This window comes from Roseibium sp. AWQ4_254, from assembly GCF_056161025.1.
Map to the genome: position 1 here is coordinate 123,845 of NZ_JBSWYH010000014.1, position 25,596 is coordinate 149,440.

20 protein-coding genes are annotated in these 25,596 nt (G+C 60.3%); 14 read left to right on the top strand and 6 right to left on the bottom strand.

What is annotated here, in order from left to right; all coding sequences use genetic code 11:
* Nucleotides 1-25: 25 nt before the first annotated feature.
* On the bottom strand, nucleotides 26-1,993 hold the full coding sequence (gene mutL / locus ACXAIC_RS12780) for a DNA mismatch repair endonuclease MutL (protein ID WP_475179143.1): 1,968 nt from the start codon (nucleotides 1,991-1,993) through the stop codon (nucleotides 26-28).
* Between the two features lie 315 nt (nucleotides 1,994-2,308).
* On the opposite strand from mutL, the gene ACXAIC_RS12785 reads away from it, so the two are divergent.
* Nucleotides 2,309-3,184 (top strand): TIGR01459 family HAD-type hydrolase, encoded by an 876-nt coding sequence (locus ACXAIC_RS12785; RefSeq protein ID WP_475179147.1) that lies wholly within the window; start codon nucleotides 2,309-2,311, stop codon nucleotides 3,182-3,184.
* A 79-nt stretch (nucleotides 3,185-3,263) separates the two neighbouring features.
* Here ACXAIC_RS12785 and ACXAIC_RS12790 read toward each other — a convergent pair whose 3' ends face one another.
* Both ACXAIC_RS12790 and ACXAIC_RS12795 read right to left on the bottom strand, forming a co-directional pair.
* Nucleotides 3,264-3,938, bottom strand: coding sequence for a protein phosphatase CheZ (locus tag ACXAIC_RS12790; protein WP_475179150.1), 675 nt, complete (start codon nucleotides 3,936-3,938; stop codon nucleotides 3,264-3,266).
* A gap of 237 nt (nucleotides 3,939-4,175) precedes the next feature.
* Nucleotides 4,176-4,559 (bottom strand): response regulator, encoded by a 384-nt coding sequence (locus ACXAIC_RS12795; RefSeq protein ID WP_342891051.1) that lies wholly within the window; start codon nucleotides 4,557-4,559, stop codon nucleotides 4,176-4,178.
* 311 nt (nucleotides 4,560-4,870) lie between these two features.
* On the opposite strand from ACXAIC_RS12795, the gene ACXAIC_RS12800 reads away from it, so the two are divergent.
* From ACXAIC_RS12800 to ACXAIC_RS12810, 3 genes are all read left to right on the top strand, one after another.
* The gene (locus tag ACXAIC_RS12800; RefSeq protein WP_475179155.1) at nucleotides 4,871-5,317 is read left to right on the top strand and encodes a MaoC family dehydratase; all 447 of its coding nucleotides are present in this window, start codon (nucleotides 4,871-4,873) and stop codon (nucleotides 5,315-5,317) included.
* Nucleotides 5,318-5,505: 188 nt separating this feature from the next.
* Nucleotides 5,506-6,504 carry a bifunctional riboflavin kinase/FAD synthetase gene (locus ACXAIC_RS12805; RefSeq protein ID WP_475179158.1) on the top strand — a complete coding sequence of 333 codons (999 nt, stop codon included), beginning with the start codon at nucleotides 5,506-5,508 and terminating at the stop codon, nucleotides 6,502-6,504.
* The gene (locus ACXAIC_RS12810; protein ID WP_475179160.1) at nucleotides 6,501-7,439 is read left to right on the top strand and encodes a DMT family transporter; all 939 of its coding nucleotides are present in this window, start codon (nucleotides 6,501-6,503) and stop codon (nucleotides 7,437-7,439) included. Before ACXAIC_RS12805 ends, ACXAIC_RS12810 begins: the two co-directional genes overlap by 4 nt.
* A gap of 40 nt (nucleotides 7,440-7,479) precedes the next feature.
* Here ACXAIC_RS12810 and ACXAIC_RS12815 read toward each other — a convergent pair whose 3' ends face one another.
* Both ACXAIC_RS12815 and ACXAIC_RS12820 read right to left on the bottom strand, forming a co-directional pair.
* Nucleotides 7,480-8,706, bottom strand: coding sequence for a glycosyltransferase family 87 protein (locus tag ACXAIC_RS12815; RefSeq protein ID WP_475179162.1), 1,227 nt, complete (start codon nucleotides 8,704-8,706; stop codon nucleotides 7,480-7,482).
* 5 nt (nucleotides 8,707-8,711) lie between these two features.
* A complete protein-coding gene (locus ACXAIC_RS12820; protein ID WP_475179164.1) occupies nucleotides 8,712-9,923 on the bottom strand; it encodes a glycosyltransferase family 87 protein in 1,212 nt (403 codons plus the stop codon).
* Nucleotides 9,924-10,272: 349 nt separating this feature from the next.
* On the opposite strand from ACXAIC_RS12820, the gene ileS reads away from it, so the two are divergent.
* The 5 genes from ileS (at nucleotide 10,273) to ACXAIC_RS12845 (ending at nucleotide 17,518) form a co-directional block, all read left to right on the top strand.
* Nucleotides 10,273-13,233: an isoleucine--tRNA ligase gene (gene ileS / locus ACXAIC_RS12825; protein ID WP_475179166.1), complete on the top strand. Its 2,961-nt coding sequence runs from the start codon at nucleotides 10,273-10,275 to the stop codon at nucleotides 13,231-13,233.
* A 23-nt stretch (nucleotides 13,234-13,256) separates the two neighbouring features.
* Nucleotides 13,257-13,793 (top strand): signal peptidase II, encoded by a 537-nt coding sequence (gene lspA, locus ACXAIC_RS12830; protein ID WP_475179168.1) that lies wholly within the window; start codon nucleotides 13,257-13,259, stop codon nucleotides 13,791-13,793.
* 77 nt (nucleotides 13,794-13,870) lie between these two features.
* Nucleotides 13,871-14,578: a hypothetical protein gene (locus ACXAIC_RS12835; RefSeq protein ID WP_475179170.1), complete on the top strand. Its 708-nt coding sequence runs from the start codon at nucleotides 13,871-13,873 to the stop codon at nucleotides 14,576-14,578.
* Nucleotides 14,579-14,813: 235 nt separating this feature from the next.
* Complete coding sequence (locus tag ACXAIC_RS12840) at nucleotides 14,814-16,184, top strand: M16 family metallopeptidase (RefSeq protein WP_475179172.1); 1,371 nt, start codon at nucleotides 14,814-14,816, stop codon at nucleotides 16,182-16,184.
* Between the two features lie 2 nt (nucleotides 16,185-16,186).
* Entirely contained in the window at nucleotides 16,187-17,518 is a 1,332-nt protein-coding gene (locus ACXAIC_RS12845) for a M16 family metallopeptidase (protein ID WP_475179174.1), read from the top strand.
* Nucleotides 17,519-17,582: 64 nt separating this feature from the next.
* On the opposite strand, the gene ACXAIC_RS12850 is transcribed toward ACXAIC_RS12845, so the two are convergent.
* Nucleotides 17,583-19,205: an EAL domain-containing protein gene (locus tag ACXAIC_RS12850; RefSeq protein ID WP_475179176.1), complete on the bottom strand. Its 1,623-nt coding sequence runs from the start codon at nucleotides 19,203-19,205 to the stop codon at nucleotides 17,583-17,585.
* A 502-nt stretch (nucleotides 19,206-19,707) separates the two neighbouring features.
* Between ACXAIC_RS12850 and ACXAIC_RS12855 the strand changes: the two genes are divergently transcribed.
* From ACXAIC_RS12855 to groL, 5 genes are all read left to right on the top strand, one after another.
* Nucleotides 19,708-20,334, top strand: coding sequence for a hypothetical protein (locus ACXAIC_RS12855; RefSeq protein WP_475179178.1), 627 nt, complete (start codon nucleotides 19,708-19,710; stop codon nucleotides 20,332-20,334).
* A 144-nt stretch (nucleotides 20,335-20,478) separates the two neighbouring features.
* Nucleotides 20,479-21,969 carry a sigma-54-dependent transcriptional regulator gene (locus ACXAIC_RS12860; protein WP_475179180.1) on the top strand — a complete coding sequence of 497 codons (1,491 nt, stop codon included), beginning with the start codon at nucleotides 20,479-20,481 and terminating at the stop codon, nucleotides 21,967-21,969.
* 115 nt (nucleotides 21,970-22,084) lie between these two features.
* A complete protein-coding gene (locus ACXAIC_RS12865) occupies nucleotides 22,085-22,654 on the top strand; it encodes a hypothetical protein (RefSeq protein ID WP_475179184.1) in 570 nt (189 codons plus the stop codon).
* Nucleotides 22,655-23,032: 378 nt separating this feature from the next.
* Nucleotides 23,033-23,320, top strand: a complete 288-nt coding sequence (gene groES / locus ACXAIC_RS12870) for a co-chaperone GroES (protein WP_094074079.1) — start codon at nucleotides 23,033-23,035, stop codon at nucleotides 23,318-23,320.
* Nucleotides 23,321-23,375: 55 nt separating this feature from the next.
* Nucleotides 23,376-25,019: a chaperonin GroEL gene (groL, locus tag ACXAIC_RS12875; protein ID WP_475179190.1), complete on the top strand. Its 1,644-nt coding sequence runs from the start codon at nucleotides 23,376-23,378 to the stop codon at nucleotides 25,017-25,019.
* The last annotated feature ends 577 nt before the right edge of the window (nucleotides 25,020-25,596 follow it).

The following is a 25,596-nucleotide window of genomic DNA, read 5'->3' on the forward strand; positions in this document are numbered from 1 at the left end:
CTTGTCCATTTGCCTTTAGCCGGGCCTATTTGCGCCCGAACAGCTTTTCGATATCGCTCAGCTTCAGTTCCACCCAGGTGGGCCGGCCGTGATTGCACTGGCCCGATTTCGGGGTGGCCTCCATATCGCGCAACAGCGCGTCCATTTCTTCCGGGCGCATGCGCCGGCCGGCTCTCACGGACCCATGGCAGGCCATGGTGGCCGCAACATGGTCGAGCTTTTCCTTCAAACCCTCCGCCGTGTCCCATTCGGCCAGCTCATCGGCGAGAGTGCGCACCATGCCTTCAATATCCATTTCTCCCAGAAGCGCCGGGGTTTCTCTGACAGCAATTGCGCCCGGCCCGAACGCTTCCAGCACAAGACCGGCCTTGGCCAGATCCCCCGCCCTCTCACACAGGCGCTGCACGTCTTCCTCCGGCATGTCGACGACCTCCGGGATCAAGAGCATCTGCCGGGCGACGTCTTTTTTGGCCAGCGCGTCTTTCAAACGCTCATAGACAAGACGCTCATGGGCGGCATGCTGATCGACAATCACCACCCCGTCACCGGTCTGGGCAATGATATAGGTCTCATGCACCTGGGCCCGAGCCGCACCAAGCGGCAGGCTGGTTTTCTCAACCTCCAGCGGGGCCTCATGGGCCCGGACGTCGGCTGAAGGCACGGAGAGATCGGCCAGATTGTCCTGAAAAGAGGATGCAGCGCGCGGTTCGGCAAACCCGCCGCCAACCCCAGCCACCGGGACCGCGCCCTCTGCCAAAGCCGCACGGCCTGCTCCACTGCCTGCCGGACCGGTTGCCGCAACGGGCCGGAACACGTCCTCCGACCATCGGGGGGCAGAGGTCTGCCCGCCATAGATGCTGGCCCTATGCCCCGCGCCTGCGCCTGCTCTTGGGGAAGCGGCGTAGTCCGGATATGAGCTGCCACCGGAGGCCGCCGGGCCGGAGGGCTGGGCCCTGAGGGCGTCCAGCGCCACTGCCGCATTGGAGGTGGAGGACCGGTGCCCCGCCTGAACAAGGGCATGCTTGATTGCCCCAACCAGAAGCCCGCGCACCAGCTGCGGATCGCGGAACCGCACATCCGCCTTGGCCGGATGCACATTCACATCCACCTGGGACGGATCAAGTTCAAGATAGAGCACGACCACCGGATGCCGGTCCCGCGCCAGCACATCCGCATAGGCACCGCGCAGGCCCGACAGAAGCAGCTTGTCTTTCACCGGCCGTCCGTTGACGAAGAAGAACTGATGCTGGGCATTGCCGCGATGATGGGTCGGCAGACCCGCAAACCCGCTCAGGCGCACCCCTTCGCGCAGCGCATCGATCTCCATGGCGTTGTCGACAAAATCCTGACCAAGGATCTGCGCAATCCGGGCAAGATGCGGCTCACTTCCGCGCGCAGGCGGCCAGTTCAAGGGCTGGCGGTCGGCGCCGGACAGGGAAAACCCCACCTGCGGATAGGCTAAAGCGATTCGTTTGACAATTTCCGTAATCGCAGCAGCCTCTGCCCGGTCGGATTTCAGGAATTTGAGCCGGGCCGGGGTGGCAAAAAAGAGATCGCGCACCTCCACCTGGGTGCCTTTGGCGCGCGCGGCGGGTGCCAAAGGCTGTTCTTTGCCCCCTTCAACGGCAATCGCCCAGGCGTGGTCTTCTTCTCCATGCCGGGTCTGTATGGTCAGCCGCGCCACGGAGCCGATGGAGGGCAGGGCTTCGCCCCGGAAGCCGAGCGTGCGGATATCGAACAGATCGTCGTCGGAAATCTTGGACGTGCAATGGCGCCGGACCGCGAGTTTCAGATCAGCCTGGCGCATGCCGGCTCCGTCATCTGAGACCCGCATCAGGGTCTTGCCCCCGGCGGCGGTGACAATCTCGATGGCCCCGGCCCCGGCATCGATCGCATTTTCAACCAGTTCCTTGATCACGCTGGCGGGGCGCTCAATGACCTCTCCCGCCGCGATCTGATTGATAATCTGTTCGCCAAGCTGCCTGACCTGCATGAAACATCCCTTAGTGCCCGCCTGTCCGGAGTATGCCCCATCCGGTGGCGCCTGTCCCTTTGCCCCTGCCGCGGCCCCAAATAAACCCGCGCGCTGACCAGAGGGCCCAACCGGAGCCAGAAACACCGGTCACAGCGCAGGCGCCGGGTCTTTTGCGCGCGCCGTCCAGTCTGCCCGGTTCCGTCTGTCCTTCAGTTCCTATATGGTCCGCGCCGGGTTTGTCCCGATTCTTTTAAGATGCCCCTGCAAAAGCCGGTTGATTACGTCGCAACGGGCTTTTGTGTGATCTGACAATGCGCACTGCGAGAGCCCGCCATGACCGTTTCTGCCCCCCTTCTTGTCGACGGGCTCAAAGCCCTTGCCCCGTCCTACAAAGGGATCCTGTGTGACGTCTGGGGCGTCCTGCACAATGGGGTCGCCGCATTTGAAGAGGCCCACACGGCCTTGAGCTCCTACAGGGCCACGACCGGCGGCAAGGTGGTGCTGATCACCAATGCACCTCGTCCGGCCAAACAGGTGGCCGAGATGCTCGATCAGCTGGGAGTTGCCAGAACCGCCTATGATGACATCGTTACCTCCGGCGACGTGACCCGGGCCGTGCTGGAAGCTCAGGGCAAGAAGACCCTCCTGCATCTCGGTCCGGACCGGGATCAGCCGCTTTACTGGGATCTGGAAGCCACCTTCACCTCCGATGATGACAAGGCTGAGGCGATCAGCTGCACCGGGCTTGCGGATGACGAGACCGAGACGCCCGATGATTACCGGGACCGGCTGCAAAAGCTGGCCGACCGCAATCTTCTGATGATCTGCGCCAATCCGGACATTGTTGTGGAGCGGGGCGACCGGCTGGTCTGGTGCGCCGGGGCTCTGGCCCGCCTCTATGAGGATCTGGGCGGTGAGGTGGCCATTCTCGGCAAACCCCATGCCCCAATCTATCAGGCGGCGCTTGACCGGCTTGGGAAACTCGCAGGCGCACCGGTTGCCAAGGAAGAGGTTCTGGCCATTGGCGACGGCCTGCCGACCGATATCCGTGGAGCTGTTTCCCAGGATATCGATGTTCTGTTTATCACTGCCGGGATTCACGCATCTGACTTTGGCCCGAGCGCGGCCCCGGAAGAACATCTCATCCGCAGCCGCCTGACCGAGGAAGGCCTGCGCGCCCGCGCCGCCCTGCCCCGCCTGAGCTGGTAACACCATCCGGTCCCAATGCAAAAAAGGCCGCCCTTCGGCAGCCTTTTCAAAATCTGTTATTGCCTGATCTGTGCGCCGCTCAGTCGAACAGCTTGTCGATATCGGCCTGGGCGTCGGTCAGCAGCGAATCAATGTCGTCCTGAGAGACCCCCTCGCCGGTGTGCTGCGGACCGTGCAGGATCAGTTCCCGCTTGCGCCGCTCCTCGTCGCTCTCTTCAAGCTCCGCATCCACATCTTCGGGAATGCGCAGCCGCTCGATGAAGGAGGTCACCCGCTCATCGATATAATTGAGGGTTGAGACGACCTTTGAAATCCGCTGGCCGGTAATGTCCTGGAAGGTGCAAGCCTCAAAGATGCTGATCATCTTGTTGCTGACCAGCTCCTGATAGGCTTCGGTGTCGCCGGTATCGGCGCCCATGATTTCTTCAGCCGCTTCCATGATCGTGTTGGTGGCCTTTTCCGTTGCCTCGACAATTGCGTCAAGTTCACGGCCGGCATCCGGGATCTTGCTCCCGGTCATGTCGTTCGCGCGCAACTGGGAAATTTCCACTTTCATACGCGTGATTTCCCTGGCGATCATGCGCAGCTCGTCAGTGACCGTCGGCTGCACGCTTGCCAGAAACTCCTGCATCGAACCGGACATGACTTCCGCAAGATGCATGACGTCAGTGAGTGAGACTTCACCTTCGCGCTTTTTGTTTTGTTCCAGGAATTCAATAACGCGGGCAACGTTTTCCTGTTCCATTTTAGACATAGGTTGGTCTCCCCAAACTGTTTCCAAAGGCAAACAAGGTCGAAGCGTTTGCCTTCGGTGTGCCCCTCCAGGACGCAGCTTTTCCCCAAAGCACCGCGTCCATTGTTCCGAACCGGCAAGGTCTGCCGGACACAAGTCTGTCCGCTGCCGCACACCCGTCCGGCCGGCAGTCCAGGCTCATATCTATGCTGCGCGGGCCTGGAGCCTTGATCCCAAGGCTCGGCCGGATGCAACGTCTTATTCGGAGAAAACGGCTTCGATTTTGCCTTTCAATGTCTGCGCATTGAACGGCTTCACGATGTAGTTGTTCACGCCGGCCTTTTTGGCGGCGATCACGTTTTCCGTCTTGGATTCAGCGGTAACCATGATGAACGGTGTCTTGCTGAGGCTACCGTCCGCACGAACCTGCTTCAGCAGCTCATAACCGGTCATCGGTTCCATATTCCAGTCAGAAATCACCAGGCCATAGCGGCGCTGCTTCATTTTTTCCAATGCTTCGGTGCCGTCCGCGGCATCGTCGATGTCTTCGAAACCAAGTTGCTTCAATAGGTTCCGGATGATGCGAATCATCGTTTTGTAGTCATCGACCACGAGGACCGGCATCTGAAGATCAAGGGCCATTGTCTACTCCATACTGTCAATAGGCGCGGCCCCTGGCCGTGGGCCGGTGGAAACGCGATTTGACTCCGAAGGAGAGCAACACTTCTCAGTGTCCTCACCTCCCCATACAGGCATAATGTACTCATCGGGACTGAAAAGACCGTTAATGACCCAAGCATTTTTTCTCCACCCAAAGCACAATTGCCTGAAAACCTTGGGGAGCCTAGACCTTTGGGCGGCTATTCAGGCGCATTTCACCAGCGGCTCCGGGCGGAACGGGCCTCTTGTGCCAAGGCCAGGGACTGAATCTTCCGCCGGACGGGATTATTTTCATGCTGGAACTGCGGACACTGTGCTTTGAAGACCTTGAGACAGGGATGAGCGAGGAACTGATCAAACATGTCAGTTCTTCAGATGTGGTCGGCTTTGCAGAAGTCTCCGGCGACCGCAATCCGATCCATCTGTCGGAACATTTTGCAGCACGTACCCCGTTCAAGACCAGGATTGCGCACGGGCTTTATACGGCCAGCCTGATCTCGGCCGTGCTCGGCACGCGGCTTCCCGGCCCTGGTGCGATCTATCTGTCCCAGACCCTGAACTTCAAGGCACCGGTCAGGATCGGCGACGATGTGAAAGTGACCGTGACCGTTGAAGAACTGATGGAGCGCGGCAACCGGGCACGGCTGTCCTGTCTGTGCAGTGTGGATGGCACCGCCGTTCTAGAAGGAGAGGCTCTGGTGAAAGTACCCTCCCGCGGCGGCGAGACATCGCGGACCTGACCCTGCCTGAGCCCACCGGCTTTTCTCCCGCTGCCTTTGGCCCGCGGCATTTATCGATCTTGACGTTTCCGTGCACAGACGGCAGGTTCCTCGCCCAAGTGGGCAAGCGGGCCGGACCGGCGCGGCTTGCTGTATCTGCCGCGAGCAAAGACGCCATCCGGCCGACAAATTGCGTGAAGGTTTGCTGAATGAGCCCGTCTCAATCCGCCCGTTTCCACTCTGCCCGGAACCTGGACGAATTTCCCGACATCCTGAAAGGCGGCGTGGTGGCCATCGGCAATTTCGACGGCGTCCACCGTGGGCATCGGGCCGTTCTGGATGCGGCGTTGGGCCTGGGCCACGGCACCCAGCATCCGGTCTTTGCCATGAGTTTCGAGCCTCACCCGCGCACGGTCTTCACCCCGTCCAAACCGGTCTTCCGGCTGACGCCGCCGCAGCAAAAGGTCGACATGCTGCGCCGGTGCGGACTGGACGGCGCCCTCATTCTGCCCTTCACCCGGGAATTTGCCGGGCTTGAGGCCAGCGTTTTCGTGGAAGACATCCTAATCAACCGGCTTGGGATCTCCCATGCGGTCACCGGATATGACTTTCATTTCGGCCGGGCCCGGCAGGGCACGCCAGACTATCTGCGCATGGCAGGCGCGGCACACGGTTTCGGGGTGACCATCGTTCAGCGGGAAGAAGATGAAGGCGCCGAAGTCATTTCGTCCAGCCGCATCCGCGACAGCCTTGCCGAGGGGGATATTGCCCAGGCCAACGGGCTATTGGGCTACCGCTGGTTTTTTGAAGCCTCTGTGCAACATGGCGACAAGCGCGGCCGGGATCTGGGCTACCCGACCGCCAATCTGCATCTGAGTGACGACTGCCCCCTGCGCCAAGGCATCTATGCCGTCAAGGTGAAGACCGCAAGCGGCTGGAAAGACGGGGTTGCCAGCTATGGGCGCCGCCCCACTTTCGACAACGGCACGGTCGTTTTCGAAGTCTTCCTGTTTGATTTTTCCGGTGACCTTTATGGCCAGACGCTGCGGGTGCACCTCGTCTCCTATCTGCGCGGCGAAGAGCGGTTTCAGACGGCCGATGCCCTGGTTGCACAGATGGACCGGGACAGCGAAGAGGCCCGGGCGGCGTTGCAGTCCCTCCAGCCCCTGTCGGAAATCGACATGAGCCTTCTGGAACTGGCGGAATGAGCGCCGTCCCTGGAAAGGCGCAGCCCGCCGCCAATTCCCTAGGCGCCATTTTTCTGATGACAGCGGCCATGCTGATCGTCCCGATGATGGACATCATCGCCAAATATCTGTCCGCAGCGCTTCCTGCGCTGGAAGTGACCTTCGGCCGTTTCTTTTTCCAGTTTCTGATCTGCCTCGGCCTTGCGCTCGCTGTGCGCCGGACATTTTGGCTGCGGGCCCGGCAGCCCGGGGTCAATCTGCTGCGTGGCGTTTTGCTCGCAACGGCCTCCCTCAGTTTTTTCACCGCTGTCAAATACATGTCCGTGGCCACAGCCATCTCGATCTTCTTTGTCGAACCCATGGTACTCACGGTTCTGGCGGCCCTGATCCTGAAAGAACAGGTTGGTCTGCGCCGCATCGGTGCCATTCTGGTCGGTCTGGCCGGCGCCATGATCATCCTGAGGCCAAATCTGGCGGAGATCGGCGCGGTCAGCCTGCTGCCGGTGTTCACCGCCGTTGTCTTTGCCTTCTATCTCCTGATCAACAAGCTCTACCCGGCCGAGGACGATCTGTTGACCATTCAGTTTGGCGCGGGCCTGTCGGGCGCCCTGCTTTTGGGCTGTGCCCTGCTGATCGGGTCCTGGGCCTCGGTGGACGGATATGCATTTGTACTGCCCACCGGTCCGCAGACGCTGCTCTTGATGCTGATCGGACTGATTTCCTTTGCCGCCCACGGGCTTGTCGTGGCCGCTTTCCAACGGGGCAGTGCCAGCCTGCTGGCGCCGCTTCAATATATCGAAATTGTCGGGGCGACCCTGTTTGGATATCTGGTGTTTTCAGATTTTCCAGATGGGCCGACCTGGATCGGCATTTGCCTGATTGTCGGCAGCGGCCTTTATATCGCGCACCGCGAGCAGGTGCGGAACCAGCAAAGGCCTGCCGATCCGGTCAAGTAGACCTGCTCCGCCTCAGGTGACAGTCTCTCTGACGGATTTCTCAGACCGACACCGTCACCGTGTCCGGTTTTCCATCCAGCCGGGTTCCTGAATGGCGCATATGGAGCCTGCGCAAACCAAGCCACAGGATGACCGCCGGAAGAACCGGGGCAAGCGGCAGGCCGAGCAGGATGGCAAAGGGGGCCGTTGACGCGGACAGGCTGATGACACCCGCCAGCAGCACCTTTTCATAGGGCAGGAACCCGGCGCGCAGCCCGTCGCGGATCAGGAAGGCACAAGGGATCACCAGAAGCGTCAGGTCGTAGGTCATGGCAAAGGGTGTGACCAGCAATGTGCCCCCGACCAGAACGGATGCCCTTATGGCCATATCCTGGCTGCGCCGCCAGGCGGTCCAGACACAGACCAGCGCTCCGGCCCCGCAAAGGCCCTGCACAACAAGCGCCGGTGTGTGTCCAAGACCAAATTGCCGGAGACTGCCATAGAGCGAGATCATCTTGCCCCATTCAACCCCACCAAGCTCCATCATGGCCGACGCCACCGGCGCCTGTATCCAGAAGAGCTGCCAGACGCCCACACCAAGAATGGCAAGGCTCAGCCCTGCAGCAATCAGACTTGTGACAGACGCGCTCAGGAAGGCGCGCCAGTTCCAGCTGGCAATCAACGCAATGGGGGCCAAAATGCCCAGCTGAGGCTTAATGGTCAAAAGCCCAAGGGCAATGCCTGCAAGAAACATCCGCTGGCGCTCAACCCCGACCAGAAAAAATCCGTAAAGGGCAGCCGTCAAGGCCGCATTTTGTCCGTGAAAGGCGTTGTTTCCACAAGCGGGAATGACAATCAGGCACGCGGCGAGCAACCATTGCCCGGTGACAAGCCGGCAGGCTAGGCCAAGCAGGGCTGTTGTCGACAGCACAAACACAGCAAAGGCGGCTTTGTAGGGCAAGACCGCAAAAACACTCTGAAGCAGCTGAAAGGTTGGCGGGTAGAAGAAACCGAACACGGTGTCGGTTCCCGAAAGCTCTTTTTGCAGGCCTGCAAATTGAGCGGGCATATAGACAAGCCCGGGATCACCTGCAAGCACCTGGCGGCCTGCAAGCCAGAAGCTGAGATAATCCATCAAGAAGGTGCCATTGGGCGCGTCATGGGCATTGGGCAGGATCAACAGCCAGGCCAGCGCCAGACTGAGGCCGATCCCGGAGCACAGGCATGCAAACCCGATCCGGTCCCATGTCAGCCAGGCCCCCGAACGGATCCCCTTTTCCCAGAACATTCCGCTCATCCTTCGCGGGCGGCCCCCTCATGCAACGCTTTGCCGGGTTCGGCGCGCCGGATGAGACTGACAGATACAAACAGCATGATGGCGGGCGCAATCAGGCCAATCGCCAAACCGCTGACGGCCCCGATGGACCTTGAGGCTTCAGGAACCAGCATCGCAACGGCCACAAGAAGCCACATATAGGGGAAAGCCTGTTTGCCGCCGGTCTCCCGCGCAAGGAAGGCAACGGCGATTCCGAGCGCGGCAAGGTCATAGGGCAGCACATAGGGCGTGGCAAAATAACCGGCGGAGATCAGCACCACCGCCTTGAGGTTAAAGGAGATCTGACTTCTCCAGACCCGCCAAACCAGCCACAGGGTGGCAAGGGCGGAAACGGCCTGAACGCCATAGGCAAAGGAACTTCCAACGCCCAGCATGCGCATGGAGGCATAAACAGATGCCATCTTGCCGAACCCTGCCATGCCCTGGTCGGTCGCTTCCCCTGTAAAGGCAATCTGCTTGAAGAAGCCTGCCCACGCGTCCGCCCCCAGAACGCCGTAGCTCAACGCGGCAAGGGCGATCGTCGTGAGCGATGCCGAGACAATGGTTCTGTAGTTTCCGGCGGCCAGGAGCGCAAAGGGAATGAGAAAGCCCATTTGCGGCTTGATGGTCAAGAGCCCGATAAAGACACCGGCCAGCACAGACCGGCGCTCCCCCAAGGCCACTAGACCGGCGCCGAGAAACGCTGCACATAGCAGCGCATTTTGCCCGAACAGCACCGCATTGAAGGTGGCGGGCATCGCAGCCAGCAGCAACAGCCCATGCCAGCTGCGCAGGAGACGTGCGCAAACGGCCCCAGCCGCAAGAAGGCAAAGGCTTTGCGAAACCACATAGGCGGAGATCGCCCCCAAGGCCCCAAGCGGTGTTACCATCAGCAGAAAGGTCGGCGGATAGAAGAACGGATAGAAGAAATCTTCCCCGATATGCGGAACCTGCAAGGCCTTGAACGCCGCGTTGTCATAGACCTGCGCAGGCGTTCCCTGAACCACTTCCTGACCTGCCAGCCAGAAACACAGGAAATCGTTTATCGGCACGCCATGGGAGGACAGGGCCAATCCAGTGGGCCCGAAAAAATAGATCAGCATGCCGAGATAGGCCGCAATGGACATCAGGCTTGCGGGGATCAGAAGATCTTTTCTCACCCAGCGGTCTTCTGCAAAATAGCTGACCATTGAACCCTCTCAAGCCTTTCCAATGTTCCCGGTCCGGTCTTACCTCACAAGCCGTTAAAGAAAAGCTGCTTATGGGCAGGGAAGTTGCCCGGAAACCGGACGGGGCACTTTATTCCGCTTGAAAGTGCTGCTATGTCCCGTGCCATGCATGACATGGCTTCCATATTCTCCGGTTTGCGGATGAGCGCCATAGCGCGAATTACCGGCCCGGCCTTCGGCTGACGCGGACCGCGCGGCGCCAGGGACCGGGACCCCTCCTCTATTACCGCCGCCTGACCACAGGCGCATATTCTGGATCTTGCGGCCCCTCCTTGCGGGGCCACACCTGAACGACCGGATCGACCCGACGATGACCGAGACTGATAAACGCGACTATTCCGAAACCCTCAATCTGCCGCAGACCGATTTTCCCATGCGCGCCGGCCTTCCCAAGAAAGAGCCGGAAATCCAGGCCCGCTGGGAAAAGCTTGAGATCTACAAGAAGCTGCGCGCCCAGGGGCAAGGCCGCAACAAATTCGTGCTGCATGACGGCCCTCCTTACGCTAACGGCAACATCCATATCGGGCACGCGCTCAACAAGACGCTGAAGGACATTGTCTCCCGCTCCATGCAGATGATGGGCTACGAAAGCAACTACGTGCCCGGCTGGGACTGCCATGGGCTGCCGATTGAATGGAAGATCGAGGAACAATACCGCGCCAAGGGCAAGAACAAGGACGAAGTGCCGATCAACGAGTTCCGTCAGGAATGCCGTGAATTTGCCGAACACTGGATCGATGTGCAGCGCAAGGAGTTCAAACGCCTTGGTATTGAGGGGGACTGGGACAACCCTTACCTCACCATGCGTTTTGAAAGCGAAGCGGTCATTGCCCGCGAGTTGATGTCCTTCGCCATGTCCGGCCAGCTTTACCGGGGCTCCAAGCCGGTCATGTGGTCTGTGGTGGAAAAGACCGCCCTTGCGGAAGCGGAAATCGAATACCAGGACTACAAGTCCGACATGATCTGGGTGAAGTTCCCGGTGACCACTGCCGGCGGCAGCGATCCGGCTGCCGTTGAGCAATTGCTGGACGCTTCCGTCGTTATCTGGACAACGACCCCTTGGACCATCCCGGGCAACCGGGCCATCTGTTTCTCCTCACGCATTGCCTACGGCCTTTACGAGGTCACCCAGGACGGCCTGCCGGATGACAACTGGGTGCAGAAGGGGGATCTTCTGATCCTGGCCGACGCGCTGGCCGAAGATGTCTTCAAGAACGCCCGCATCAGCGATTTCAAAAAGGTGCGTCCGGTCAGTGCTGAGGAACTCACCTGCCTCACCTGCGCCCACCCACTCGCCGATCTGGATCTTGGCGGCTATGATTTCGATGTGCCGCTGCTGGACGGGGATCATGTCACCGATGATGCCGGTACGGGTTTTGTTCATACCGCGCCCAGCCATGGCGCGGAGGACTTCGAAATCTGGATCGACAAGCGTGCGGAGCTGGAAGCGCGCGGCATCAGCACGGCTATCCCCTTCACCGTGGCCGATGACGGCTTTTACACCAAGGACGCGCCGGGCTTTGAAGGCTGTGAGGTGATCACCCACAAGGGCGAAAAGGGCAAGGCCAACAAGGCGGTCATTGAAAAGCTGAAGGAAAGCGGCACCCTGATCGGGCTCGGCCGCCTGTCTCACTCCTATCCCCATTCCTGGCGCTCCAAGAAACCGGTGATCTTCCGCAACACGCCGCAATGGTTTGTCCATATGGACGAGGCACTGTCCGGCGAAGGCGACACTTTGCGCAGCCGCGCGCTGAATGCCATTGACCAGACTCGTTTCGTGCCCGGCAGCGGCCAGAACCGGCTGCGTTCCATGATCGAGAACCGCCCGGACTGGGTGCTCTCACGCCAGCGGGCATGGGGTGTGCCGATCACGGTGTTCATCCACAAGGACACCGCCGAGATCTTGAAGGACGAGACGGTCAACGCGCGCATCTATGAGGCTTTCTGCGCCGAAGGCGCCGATGCCTGGTATGCGGAGGGCTCAAAAGAGCGGTTCCTTGGCGGCAGCTACCCGGCCGATGACTGGGACATGGTCACCGACATTCTGGATGTGTGGTTCGATTCCGGATCAACACATGCCTTCGTTCTGGAGCAACGCGGCGACCTCGACCCGGTCAGAAAGACGAAGGGGGGCAAGGATTATGTCCTTTATCTGGAAGGCTCCGACCAGCATCGCGGCTGGTTCCATTCCTCGCTTCTGGAAAGCTGCGGCACGAGGGGGCACGCCCCCTATGACGCGGTTCTGACCCATGGTTTCACCATGGCCGAAGACGGGCGCAAAATGTCCAAGTCACTCGGCAATCAGGTGTTCCCCCAGGATATCATCAAACAATATGGCGCCGATATCCTGCGGCTTTGGGTGGCCTCCACCGACTATTGGGAAGACCAGCGCCTGGGTCAGGAAATTATCAAGACCAATGTCGACAGCTACCGCAAGCTGCGCAACACCTTGCGCTGGATGCTCGGCTCGCTTGCCCACGCGACCAGTGAAGAGGTGGCCCTTGCCGACATGCCGGAACTGGAGCGGCTGATGCTGCACCGGCTTGCGGAGCTGGACGGCATGATCCGCGAAGCCTATTGGGACTTCGACTACAAGAAGGTCTTCCACCAGCTGTTCAGCTTCATGACGGTGGAGCTGTCGGCCTTCTATTTCGACATCCGCAAGGATGCCCTTTACTGCGATGCGGCCTCGTCCACCCGCCGCAAGGCCTCACTCTGTGTGATCGACAAGCTGTTCAACTGCCTTGTCACCTGGCTGGCGCCGATGCTGCCCTTCACCATGGACGAGACCTGGACCTCCCGCTATGGCGAGGAAACGTCGGTTCATCTGGAACAGTTCCCGCACGTTCCGGCGGAGTGGAAAGACGAGGCGCTGGCAGCCAAATGGGCCAAGATCCGGACCGTGCGGCGCGTGGTCACCGGTGCCCTTGAGATCGAGCGCCGGGAGAAGCGAATCGGCTCGTCCCTGGAAGCCCATCCGGTCGTGCATGTGACCGATCCCGAGCTGATGGCGGCCCTGGACGGTCAGAACATGGCCGACATTGCCATCACCAGCCAGCTGACGCTGAGCGATCAACCGGCTCCGGATGGCGCCTTCACCCTGGACGACACCAAGGGCGTTGCGGTTGTGCCCGCCCTTGCAGATGGTCAGAAATGTGCCCGCTCCTGGAAGATCCTTCCGGAGGTCGGCTCTGATCCCGACTACCCGGATGTGTCCTTGCGGGATGCGGACGCGCTGCGGGAATGGGACGCGACCCATGCTGCGGCCTGACAGAGCGGCGGGTGCAACATAGCATGACCGGCACCGCCCCCCCCGATCAGAGCCCTGGAAGGCGGCCCCGTCTCTGGGGCCGCCTCAGCGCCCTTGTGTTTGCCGTCGCTCTGACCGGCCTGGTGCTGGATCAGGCGAGCAAGCTCTGGCTGCTCTACGGCTTTGATCTGCGCTTGAAAGGGCCCGTTGAGCTGCTCCCCGTCCTGGACATCGTTCTGGTCTGGAACCGGGGCGTGTCTTATGGGCTGTTCCAGCAGGACAGTGAAACGGGCCGGTGGCTCCTGGCTGTGCTGACCGTCGTGATCACCATCGGATTGTGGATCTGGTCTGCCCGCTGCACTTCAAAACTGGTGGCCTTCGCCCTCGCCCTTGTGATTGGCGGGGCCATCGGCAACGGGATCGACCGAATCGCCTATGGCGCCGTCGTGGACTTTGTCCATTTCCACGTGGGCAGTTTCTCCTGGTATGTCTTCAACCTGGCAGATGTGTGGATCGTTGCAGGAGTGATCGGTCTCCTGTATGACAGTTTCACAAATGGTCCTAATTCAGCCTCAAAATGAAGGTCTAAGGCAGGATCATAGAATCGCGGGCGCGTGAACGGCCGCAACCTCAATCGGAAATCGGGGAGTCTGCTGTGGTGCGGACGAAGCAAAACTGGGTCCAATTTTCATCGTGTCTCGTTCTGTTGACGGGCCTTGTGGCCTGCCAGGCGGCAGACGGCACGTCCCAGGCACCGGACGTCGCGCTCGTGAACTCCTTCATGAAAGGTCTCGGGGCTGTCGACCCGAACGAAAAGCCGATTGACTACAAGCCCCGCGCCCCGCTCGCCATGCCGGCTGAGACCGCCAAGCTGCCGGAGCCAGAAACCGATGTGGCTGGCGCCAAAGACGCGAACTGGCCCAAGCAACAGCAAAACGCCCAGTTCGAAGAGCTGAAGGAAATCTACGCTGATACCGGCGGGCTCAACAAGGCCCCCCTGACACCGGAGCAGATGCGCGGTTTCAAGATCACTGGCGTGACCGGACAACAGACCCGCGACCTAGACGCCGAGCGGCGTGAGAACGATGTGGCCGAGGGTGACTTGCTGACCCGGGAAGAACAGCGCGCCGAATGGGAACGGCTACAGAAGATCAAGGCGCAGCAGGTTGGCGCTGCCAATAATGGTCTTGCCACCCGCCGCTACCTGACCGAGCCCCCGGCCAGTTACAGTACACCATCACCGGATGCGCCGATGCCGGAGGTCGTGGCCAAGTCGAAAGACAAAAAGCCGGGCAACGTCGACCCCTACACAAGCAAGCCGCTGGATCCGCGGTGCCTGGAAGGCCAGTCACAATATTGTAACTGATCCCGATCCGCCTGATCCGTGCGCCGGGCGGGCAGCGATGACATTTTTGTAATGGGACCTTCGGACCAACCCTCCTATATGGAAGGATTAGTCCGGAGGTTTTTTATTTTATGACAAAGAATGGGAGACGCGCTTGACCCCTGCCCCCGCGAAGACACATCAAGGACGTGGCCTCTTTTGGAAACACCCCATCCGAAGTCTCCTGCTTCCGCTCCTTCTTCTCGGGTCAACGGCAGTGGTGCCAATCCCTTATGCCCGGGCCGGGACTTTGTCGGCCGATGACATTGTCATCGCTCCCAATCTTGGGAGTTTCACGCTTGAAAACGGCCTGCAGGTGGTGGTCATTCCGGACCGCCGCGCCCCTGTCGTGACCCATATGATCTGGTACAAGGCCGGGTCCGCCGACGAACCGGAGGGTCAGTCCGGCGTTGCCCATTTTCTGGAACACTTGATGTTCAAGGGCACGTCCACACATCCTGGAGACCACTTCTCCCGTGTCATCGCCCAACGGGGCGGTCAGGAAAACGCTTTCACGAGCCTGGACTACACCGCCTATTTCCAGAAAGTCGCCAAGGAGCATCTGCCTCTGATGATGGAACTTGAAGCAGACCGGATGCAGAACCTTGTTCTGAGTGACGCGGTTGTCGACCCGGAACGGCTTGTGGTTCTGGAAGAGCGGCGCAGCCGCGTTGACAGCGAGCCGGGGTCCCGGCTGCGCGAGGCGCTGAACGCGGTCACCTTCGTCAACCACCCCTATGGATCGCCGGTGATTGGCTGGCAAAGTGAAATCGAGGCACTGAACAAGGAATCGGCCCTTGCCTTCTATGACCGGTTCTATACGCCCAACAACGCTGTGGTGGTGATAGCCGGTGATGTCGATGTGGCCGAAATCCGCAAACTTGCAGAACGGACTTATGGCCAGATCGCCCGGCGTGCGGATCCCGCCCCCCGGGTCCGCCCCGCGGAGCCGCCCTTGTCCGGGGAGCGGCGGGTCGTCGTCTCCGATGCGCGGGTTCGACAGGAATCCGTGTCCCAGACCTGGATTGTGCCGAGCCAGACCACCGGAACCGGCCGGACACCTGAAGCGCTGGACATCCTCGCCTATATTCTGGGGGAAGGTCCCTCGAGCCGACTCTACAAATCGCTTGTGCTGGAGCGCAAGGCCGCGTTGGGCGCCGGGGCCTATTACCAGAGCCAGGCGCTGGATGCGGGCCGGTTCGGCGTCTATGCCGCGCCCCGCCCCGGCCACAGCCTTAAGGAGATGGAAGAGCTGATTGCCCAAGAAATCCGCGCCCTGCTCCAGGACGGCGTCACCCAAGAGGAAGTCGACCGGGCCCGCAACAGCATGGTTGCAAGTGCGATCTATGCCCAGGACAGCCAGTCCAGCCTTGCCCGGCTCTTTGGCGGTGCGCTGGCCACCGGACAGACCATCAAGAACGTCCAGACATGGCCCGCACAGGTGAGCGCCGTGACGCCTGAAGATGTTCTGGACGCGGCACGCACCTATCTCGCGGGGCTGCCCGTGACCGGCGAATTGCGCCGGGAGTCTTCCGAAGCTGCAGAAACCACCCCCAAAAGCCCCTCTCCTGCCAAGGACAAATCCTGACCATGCCCCATTTTGCTGTTTCCCTGCGCACGGTCCTTGTAAGCGCCGCCTTCATGGTGGCCACCCTTGCGGTCTTGATCCGCAGTGCCCAAGCGGTCGAGGTGCAACGGGTCATCAGCCCGAAGGGCATCGAGGCCTGGCTGGTGGAAGACCACACGGTTCCCATCATCGCCATGAATTTTGCCTTTGACGGTGGTGCGACACAGGACCCGGACGGCAAGGGCGGCCTCACCCGTCTTCTGGCCGCATCGCTGGATGAGGGAGCCGGTGATCTGTCTTCAGAGGCGTTTCAGGGCCGGATGGAAGAGCTGGCCATTAGCATCGGGTTCAACACCGGCAAGGACCGGTTTTACGGCAGCCTGAGAACCTTGAGCCCCACGCTTGACGAAGCGGCCAGCCTGCTCGCCCTGGCCGTAAATGAACCGCGTTTCGACGACACCCCCGTGGAGCGCATGAAGACACGGCTTGTCGCCCAGGCCAAACGTGCCGAAACCGACCCGGATGCGATTGCCGGGCGCACCTTGGCCGAAGCCATGTTTGAGAACCATCCCTATTCCCGCCGGACAGCAGGCACACAGGACACCCTCAAAACCCTGACACGGGACGACCTGAAACAGCAACACAAACGACTTCTGACCCGCAGCGGCCTGAATGTGGGCGTGGTCGGTGCCATTGACGCAAAGCGTCTTGCCCAGGTGCTGGACGATGTCTTTGCCGGTCTTCCCGAGACGTCCGAAAAGGCCTCCGTGCCCGAGCTGGCACCCGCATCAGGGGCAACGCTCCACCGGGAGCTGGATGTGCCCCAGACAACGATTTTGATGGGTCTGCCCGGGGTCAAACGGGATGATCCGGATTTTCAGGCCGCCTATGTGATGAACCACATACTAGGGGGCGGCACCTTCACCTCCTGGATGTATCAGGAAGTGCGGGAAGAGCGCGGCCTTTCCTACGGGGCAAGCACCTCCCTGTCGCCTTACCGCCACACTGGGCTTCTGCTTGGTTCAGCGGCCACCCGCACCGACCGGGCGGGGGAAACTGTTGATGTGATGCTGGGGCAGATCCGGCGCATGGCAACGGACGGGCCGAGTGCAGAAGAGGTCAATGCGGCGAAACGGTACATCACCGGCTCCTATGCGCTGCGGTTTGACACATCCGGAAAGATTGCCCGCCAACTGGTTGCCCTGCAAAATGCCGGACTCGGTATCGATTATTTTGACCGGCGCAACCGGGAAATCGAAGCAGTCACCCTGGAAGACGTCCAGCGCGTTGCCCGGCGCTTGCTGGCCGGTGCCCCGCCGACCATCGTGACGGTCGGACAGAAGCAGGACGGCTGATCAGGCTCGGGGGTCCAGGACGGTTCAGAACATAGATGCGGCGGAAAAATCCGTCTGGCTGGGATCAGCCAGCGGCCGTCTTTCTGGAACCGGGGGCCGGCGTTCCCTGCAACACCTCCGCCCGGACCGGGCGCGGCGGCGAAAACAGGTTGCCCTGCGCGAGCCGGATATCGTAGTCGAGCAGCTCAAGCACCTGGGACTCCGTCTCCACATGATCGGTGATCAGCTCCATGCCGTAGCGGTGCAGCAAATCGCCGAAGTCGGACGGGTGGATATGACCGTGAATGGCTTCACGGCGGCCGATCAGATAGTCGGCATGCAGCTTGCCATATTTGAAGCCCCGGCCCGCGAGGGAGTTGAAGTCCATCTTCATGTCGGAAATCCGGTCGATGGAGAAGCGGAAGCCGAGATCATAGAGCGCACTCAGGCTTTCCAGTTCCATCGCTCCCATATCCGCCACATCGCTTTGCGAAAACTCAAAGACGAGCACATCTGCAAAATTGCGGTTGGACTTCACAAATTCCAGGAACCCCGGAAAAAACGCCTCATCCACCAGCGACACGGATGAAATATTGCAGAACAGAACCGCATTCCGGTTGCGGGATGTCAGACGGCGGATCACCTGAATGGAGCGGAACAGCAACAGGTTGTCGATCCGGGCAATCTGGCCGGACAGAACGGCTTCGGGCAGGAAAGTCTTCGCCTCCACCCCATTGCCATTGGCGTCGCGCAGACGGGTGAACGCTTCATAATATTTCACCTGGCGCTGTGGCAGGGTCACGATGGGCTGCAAGTGCAATTCCACCCGGTTGGCGTTCAGCGCGGAGGTGATCAGCTCACGCATGGCCATATTCGGCTTCGGCCGCTCCGGCTGAACCGGAGCCGGCGTCACATGCGGCAAATCATCCGCCGCCTGATCCTGCTGGCCAAAGGGTGCGGATGCTAGTGCACCGGGATCGGCTGCAGGGTCTGCATCATAGCCGGCACCAGGCGCATAAGCCGCCTCAACGGGTGTTTCAGGCGGCATGGGCTGCGGTTCGGCCTGCCCTCCATAGCGGCGGTCCCAGTCGTCCCGGCCTCCTTGCACAGCCCGGCCCTGAACAGGAGAAGGCGCAGTCTGAGGGGCATTGTAAGCCTGAGGCTGCGGTTGGGGCTGGTGCGCCGGCGGCGCGGTCTGCGGAACGGGCACAGGACGGGCTTGCGGATGCGAAAAGGGCGGTGATGCGAATCCGGGCTGCGCTGCGGGGGCCTGCACCTGAAGCGGTGGCGCATCCTGCCGGTAGTGGGGCAAGTTCTGCATCTGGGGAGGTGGCGCCAGCGCCTGCTGGTCTTCCATCCGGGTTTCCAGGTCCGACATGGCTTCTGCCATCTGCTTGACCAGCGTTCCCAAAACCTCGACTTCGGCAAAGATCGGATCAATCTCCGCCCGCGTGCGCCGGGGCACGGAGTGTTCCATGCCGGTCAAACGGCCTTCCAGATTGCCAACATCTTCATCGAGGTCTGCCATGCGTTCTTCGAGGCGGTCCACCGCTTCACTGACAGCCCCACGGTCCCGGGCCCGCCCGACCAACAAGTGAACGAGGATCATGGTGCACATCAGCGCAAGCGACAGGGACACCGCCTCGCCAAACGGACGGCCGAACTGAAAAATCATCACGGTCGCCGAAGACAGCGCGATAATCGCCATGCAGATTGCTACAAAGATGGTCCCTGTCCGGCCCATGGTATTTGAAAGTTCCGACCCGAATCACAATTGACTGGTTAATCATGCCTTAAGAACCAGTGACCTCCGAATCCGCAAGCCGCATTCAAACGTGGATTCCGGGACTTGTCCCCGACTATGCATCTCCAAAGCCGCAGTTTTTTCGGTTCCAGGCCAGTTCGCCGCCCTGCTGTGCCGGACATTTCCAATGCCAGCAGGGGAGGCGATACGTATTTTAACAATTTGCAATTGGAAGCCGGAGCGCTAACATGACGTTAGGGCAACTTGTCGTGGAGCGTTAAAAACCGGTTACCGAAAGGGAACTGGAATGTATCCCGTCGCGAAATCAAGAGGCTCTGCGTCTCTGCAAACTGCTGCGAGAAAAGCCCCCGCGGCCGCCACACCAGCAGCGGAAGACGCCCCCCAGCTGTCAGCGGCCACAAACACTCCGGCCAGCCCCGCTGACGCTCCCTCCTCTTCTTTGAGAGTGTCTGAGGACCTGATACGGGCCGCTCTCACCAAAACCCTTGCGAGCCCGGAATTTCAGTCCGCTCCGCAACTGCGCGCTTTTCTCAAATTCGTGGTGACCGCCGCATTGGAGAACAGGCTCGAGAAGATCAAGGGATACACGATTGCCACCGAGGCTCTCGGCCGGGACGACGATTTCAATCCTGTGACCGATCCAATCGTGCGGGTGGAGGCAGCCCGCCTGCGCCGCCGCCTGTCCGGATACTATGCCGGCACCGGCACTCAGGAATCTGTCCGGATCACCATTCCCAAGGGCAGCTATGCCCCCAGATTCAGCATCGCGCCAGCGCAAGCCCCAGCCCGGGACCAGCCTGGACCTGCACCCGCAGATGAACCGCGCCCCCCCCTGACAGGCAACACAAAGGCGGGCGACGACATGCGCATACCGGTGCCGCAGGACATCCCCGCCCCCAAGGCTGAGCCCGTCAAAAGTTCCGCCCCAGCCCTGACCGGCCAAACAGCCCTTGCCCTCTCCGGCACGGCTTTGACGCCGAAAAACGTCTCGCTCAAATTTGCCGCAGCGTTATCAATTGGTTGCTTTTTCGCAGGCCTCACCCTAGGATTGATTCTCTCGTTTGCGTTTTAAATTGTTACAGCCGCTGGTTTTCTCGGCAAAAACTGCAAAATGCGTCATCTGACAACGCTTTGTTTACCCTGTTCGGAGAATTATCAGACTGACGAATCTTTCGATTATGGAAGACCCGGATCTAGCGATGGGAGTTACCCAGCAATGGGGAGTAATGAGGGCAAGACTTTGCCTGTGATTGTACGCGTATTGGACGCATCGGCCTCCGAGGCCGCCCGCACTTCTGCCGTGTGCGCGAAAATGTCCGCCTCCTGTGCCGACCCGATCCTTTATACGGATTCTGCCTCCTGCCTTCAGGATCTGGCCGACAAGTCGACCGACATTCTCATCATAGACCTGGAAACAATCGGCGGTGACGAAGCCTTGGAAGCCTACGCGGTGCGCTGCCCGAAAGCAGTCATCATCGCGGTGTCGGCCTCTGGCTCCGTCTCCCGGGCTGTCAGCGCCATGCGCGCAGGCGCCCATGACTTCCTGACCAAACCCTTTTCCCTCGACGCTCTTGCCAGCAAGATCACGTTTCAGCTGCAGCAGCGCCGCCCGGCGGCTCCCCCAGCCCGGCCCGACGTGAACCAGGCTCAGCCTGTGCCGCAGCCGGTTGAACGAACTGCCCCCCTGAAGCGGACCGAACGGTCTGCGCCCGAGGCCGGCGGCCTCGGCCGGATGATCGGGACCTCGCTGAAAATGCTCGAGATCCAGGATCAGATCCAGCGTATGGCCCCGTCGCAGGCCCCTGTGTTCATCACCGGGGAATCGGGCACCGGCAAGGAGTTGTGCGCCAACGCCATTCACGATCTCTCTGAGCGCCAGCCCAACCGGTTCGTGACGCTGAATTGCGCGGCCATTCCCCGGGACCTCATCGAAAGCGAGATTTTCGGCTATATGCGCGGTGCCTTTACCGGGGCGAGCGAAAGCCGGGCCGGCGCCGCGGAACAGGCCGATGGCGGCACGCTGTTTTTGGACGAAATCGGTGAAATGGACACGCTGTTGCAAAGCAAGCTGCTGCGGTTTCTGCAGACCGGCACGTTCCAGAGGCTCGGCGACACCCAGTCGCGGAAGGTCGACGCGCGGATCATCTGCGCCACCAACCGCAACCCGATCGAGGAAATTTCAGCAGGCCGGTTCCGCGAGGACCTTTATTACCGGCTGCATGTTCTGCCTGTTCATCTGCCTCCCCTGCGTGAGCGCCGCGACGACATCCTGCCCCTCGCCGAAGCCTTTCTGGAACGTTATTCCGGGGAGGAGCGCCGGGGCTTCAAGGGCTTCGATGCGGATGCGGAGACCCGGATTGTCGCGTATGGCTGGCCGGGCAATGTCCGCCAGCTTGAAAACACCATCCGCCAGATCGTGGTCATGAATGACGGTGCGGCTGTCACCTACGACATGCTGCCCATGGTCATCCGGGATCAGTCCGGCCGCCCCAACGCGGTGATAGACCTGTCGCGCGAACGGTCCAGGATCAGTGCTCCCAGCCGCCCCTTTGGCGCAATTGAGCCGCTCTGGGCCCAGGAACGCCGGATCATCGAAGACGCGCTGGACGCTTTTGACGGCAACATTGCCATGGCGGCAGCGGCTTTGGAGATCAGCCCGTCGACAATCTATCGCAAACGCCAGTCCTGGACGGCCCGCAGTCTTTAAACCGGCCTAAGTTTACCGCATTGCACGCATTTTCTTGTCACCCGGCGAAAGTCGGTCTATATCGGCAAAATCGCCAAGCAACGACAAGACTTTAGGGCGCGCGGGGACGTAATAGATGGTGACAGGACGACGTTTTTCCCGGCGGGGCGCCGCCACGCTTCTTTGCATGACTTTGGGATTTACCGGCCTCTCCTCAGCTCCGGCGCCGGCTGATCCTAAGGCCACACCCTCCTCACCGTACACGTCTGCCCTGGCCGCATTCGATGCTGCCTGGGACGCCAATGGCCTGGCCTTTACGGCCGCCACGTTCGCTGAGACGGCCGGGGCCGCATACGGACAGTACACGCCGCGCGCCGATACTGAGTTCAGGGCAGGCGATGTTCTGTTCATCTATGCCGAGCCGGTTGGCTATGGCTTCCGCGAGGCTGAGGGCCTTTATGCCTATGAGCTTACCGCCAGCTACAAGCTGCTGAACCTGACCGGGCAGGTTCTGACCCAGCAGGACGGTTTCGCCGTCTTTGCCGGCAAAGGCCGGTCGCGGCAGCGTGAGCTTGCAGCCAGTCTGTCGTTTCAGTTCAGCGGTCTTCGCGAAGGCACTTATCAGCTGGAAACACGGTTTTCCGACGAAGTGAACGGCAAGACAGCAACTTTCACCTTGCCCTTCACAATCACGGCCCCCAATTAGGGCGTGTGCGTTGATATGGAATAGATACGCTATGCCATCTTTGATGTCAGGCAGCGAAAGGCAAATTCCAGGAAACGCGAGTTGCTCCAGACCGCAGGCCGCAACCGGTTTCCCGGACGCAAAAGCCCCACGATCTGAAGCCGGTTAACCATGTCAGAGGTCCGGGTCCCGGCAACGGCGGCAGCGGGCGGAAAATTTCCTCTCAAACCATTGACAATCCGGGTCCTGCTGCATAAATCCATGGCGCTGCTAGCACTCGCCTTGAGGGAGTGCTACTGCGCCGCAGGAGCCCGAAGGCCCCTGCGTTATGTAACCCAAAAATCATGTCTCGCGCGCTGCCAAATTGCGTGGGGCGCGCTCATGAGAGGAAACAGTCTAATGGCATTTCGTCCACTTCACGACCGCGTCGTCGTTCGCCGGGTAGACTCTGAAGAGAAAACGGCCGGCGGCATCATCATTCCGGACACCGCTAAGGAAAAGCCGCAGGAAGGCGAAATCATCGCTGTCGGCACCGGCGCCCGCAAGGACAACGGCGAAATCGTTGCCCTCGACGTTAAGGCAGGTGACCGCGTTCTGTTCGGCAAATGGTCCGGCACCGAAGTCAAGATCGATGGTGAAGACCTGCTGATCATGAAGGAATCCGACATCATGGGCGTGATCGCTTAAGTTTAGCGAACCGCTTCTGATCTCTCTCCATTCAACATTCAAGTGAGACGACCCTATGTCTGCTAAAGAAGTAAAATTCTCCTCCGACGCCCGTGAGCGCATGCTCAAAGGCGTGGACACGCTCGCAAACGCTGTGAAAGTCACCCTCGGCCCGAAAGGCCGCAACGTCGTTCTCGACAAGGCGTTCGGCGCACCGCGCATCACCAAGGACGGTGTGTCCGTTGCCAAGGAAATCGAACTGGAAGACAAGTTCGAAAACATGGGCGCCCAGATGGTGCGCGAAGTGGCTTCCAAGACCAACGACATTGCTGGTGACGGCACCACGACCGCAACCGTTCTGGCCCAGGCCATTGTCAAGGAAGGCGCCAAGGCTGTTGCTGCCGGCATGAACCCGATGGACCTGAAGCGCGGCGTTGACCTCGCTGCTGTTGAAGCTGTGAAGTCCCTGGAAGCTGCTTCCAAGACCATCACCACTTCCGAAGAAGTGGCTCAGGTCGGCACGATCTCCGCAAACGGCGACGAGCAGGTTGGCGCGGATATTGCCGAAGCCATGCAGAAAGTCGGCAACGAAGGCGTGATCACTGTCGAAGAAGCCAAGTCCCTGGAAACCGAGCTGGAAGTCGTTGAAGGCATGCAGTTCGACCGCGGCTACCTGTCTCCTTACTTCGTCACCAATGCCGACAAGATGCTGGCCGACCTGGAAAAGCCGTACATCCTGCTGCACGAGAAAAAACTCTCCAACCTGCAGGCCATGCTGCCGATTCTGGAAGCTGTTGTTCAGTCTTCCCGCCCGCTCCTCATCATCGCTGAAGATGTTGAAGGCGAAGCTCTGGCAACCCTCGTTGTCAACAAGCTGCGCGGCGGCCTGAAAATTGCTGCTGTCAAGGCTCCGGGCTTCGGCGACCGCCGCAAGGCCATGCTGGAAGACATTGCCATCCTGACCGGCGGCACCGTGATCTCCGAAGATCTCGGCATCAAGCTGGAAAATGTCTCCCTCGACATGCTCGGCACCGCTGAGAAAGTCGCGATCACCAAGGAAACCACCACCATCGTTGATGGTGCCGGTGCCAAGGAAGACATTGACGGCCGCGTTGGCCAGATCAAGGCCCAGATCGAAGAAACCACTTCCGATTACGACCGTGAGAAGCTTCAGGAGCGCCTGGCCAAGCTTGCTGGCGGTGTGGCTGTCATCCGCGTTGGCGGTGCAACCGAAATCGAAGTGAAAGAGAAAAAAGACCGCGTTGACGATGCTCTGAACGCAACCCGCGCTGCCGTTGAAGAAGGCATCGTTCCGGGTGGCGGCACGGCTCTGCTGCGGGCGAAGAAGGCTGTCGAAGCTCTGACCTCCGACAATTCCGACATCGCTGCCGGCATCAAGATCGTCCTGCGCGCTCTGGAAGCTCCGATCCGTCAGATCGCTGAAAACGCTGGTGTCGAAGGCTCCATCGTTGTTGGCAAGATCCAGGAAAACAACGACGACACGTTCGGTTTCAACGCCCAGAGCGAAGAGTTCGTCAACATGATCGAAGCCGGCATCATCGACCCGACCAAGGTTGTGCGCACGGCTCTTCAGGACGCAGCTTCCGTTGCAGGCCTGCTGATCACCACCGAAGCCATGGTTGCCGAGCTGCCGAAGAAAGAAGCTGCTCCTGCCATGCCGGGCGGCGACATGGGCGGCATGGGCGGCATGGGCTTCTAAGAAGCCCATAAAGCCGACCATCAGCTTTCATGCTGACCCCGCTACGGCGGGGTCAGTGGCGGCATGGGCTTCTAAGAAGCCCGACATTTACAATTCCTTTGAAAGGGCGGTCTTTGGACCGCCCTTTTTGCATTTGCCGCCATCATTTTCAGTTTGTGCCGCTGTGCGGCACAGGGGACGGCATGGACTTTCAAGAAGCCCAAAGCTCGAATGCTTAAAGAAAAGTGCAGTCTCCCGGCCCCAGCCCCTAACCAAAATTCGGGTTTCTAGAAAAAGAGTAAGCCGAACTGACCTGCAAACCAGACTTTTTCAACAAAACCCGCAGGTAGCAGACTTTCGCTTCAATCGGCTCTAACGACTGCAGGGCTGGTTTGGGTCAAGCAGTCACTCGCCGAGGTCGGAACTGGCGCCGCCGCAAGGCCGGTTTGAACTCTTTGCGGTCCGTTGAATCAATTGTTTGATCTGCAATTATCGTAGAAATAGGTGTAATACATAGCGTAATTCCGGCGGCCACTCTCCTGAGCCTATGATGCGGGGTCGTAGCACACGCCCCAAGAGGCATAAAAGGAGAGTGACC

Bases quoted from the DNA above. Each gene is read 5' to 3' on its own strand.
- mutL (WP_475179143.1), bottom strand. From the start codon at position 1,993: ATGCAGGTCAGGCAGCTTGGCGAACAGATTATCAATCAGATCGCGGCG.
- ACXAIC_RS12785 (WP_475179147.1), top strand. From the start codon at position 2,309: ATGACCGTTTCTGCCCCCCTTCTTGTCGACGGGCTCAAAGCCCTTGCC.
- ACXAIC_RS12790 (WP_475179150.1), bottom strand. From the start codon at position 3,938: ATGTCTAAAATGGAACAGGAAAACGTTGCCCGCGTTATTGAATTCCTG.
- ACXAIC_RS12795 (WP_342891051.1), bottom strand. From the start codon at position 4,559: ATGGCCCTTGATCTTCAGATGCCGGTCCTCGTGGTCGATGACTACAAA.
- ACXAIC_RS12800 (WP_475179155.1), top strand. From the start codon at position 4,871: ATGCTGGAACTGCGGACACTGTGCTTTGAAGACCTTGAGACAGGGATG.
- ACXAIC_RS12805 (WP_475179158.1), top strand. From the start codon at position 5,506: ATGAGCCCGTCTCAATCCGCCCGTTTCCACTCTGCCCGGAACCTGGAC.
- ACXAIC_RS12810 (WP_475179160.1), top strand. From the start codon at position 6,501: ATGAGCGCCGTCCCTGGAAAGGCGCAGCCCGCCGCCAATTCCCTAGGC.
- ACXAIC_RS12815 (WP_475179162.1), bottom strand. From the start codon at position 8,706: ATGTTCTGGGAAAAGGGGATCCGTTCGGGGGCCTGGCTGACATGGGAC.
- ACXAIC_RS12820 (WP_475179164.1), bottom strand. From the start codon at position 9,923: ATGGTCAGCTATTTTGCAGAAGACCGCTGGGTGAGAAAAGATCTTCTG.
- ileS (WP_475179166.1), top strand. From the start codon at position 10,273: ATGACCGAGACTGATAAACGCGACTATTCCGAAACCCTCAATCTGCCG.
- lspA (WP_475179168.1), top strand. From the start codon at position 13,257: ATGACCGGCACCGCCCCCCCCGATCAGAGCCCTGGAAGGCGGCCCCGT.
- ACXAIC_RS12845 (WP_475179174.1), top strand. From the start codon at position 16,187: ATGCCCCATTTTGCTGTTTCCCTGCGCACGGTCCTTGTAAGCGCCGCC.
- ACXAIC_RS12850 (WP_475179176.1), bottom strand. From the start codon at position 19,205: ATGGCGATTATCGCGCTGTCTTCGGCGACCGTGATGATTTTTCAGTTC.
- ACXAIC_RS12860 (WP_475179180.1), top strand. From the start codon at position 20,479: ATGGGGAGTAATGAGGGCAAGACTTTGCCTGTGATTGTACGCGTATTG.
- ACXAIC_RS12865 (WP_475179184.1), top strand. From the start codon at position 22,085: ATGGTGACAGGACGACGTTTTTCCCGGCGGGGCGCCGCCACGCTTCTT.
- groES (WP_094074079.1), top strand. From the start codon at position 23,033: ATGGCATTTCGTCCACTTCACGACCGCGTCGTCGTTCGCCGGGTAGAC.
- groL (WP_475179190.1), top strand. From the start codon at position 23,376: ATGTCTGCTAAAGAAGTAAAATTCTCCTCCGACGCCCGTGAGCGCATG.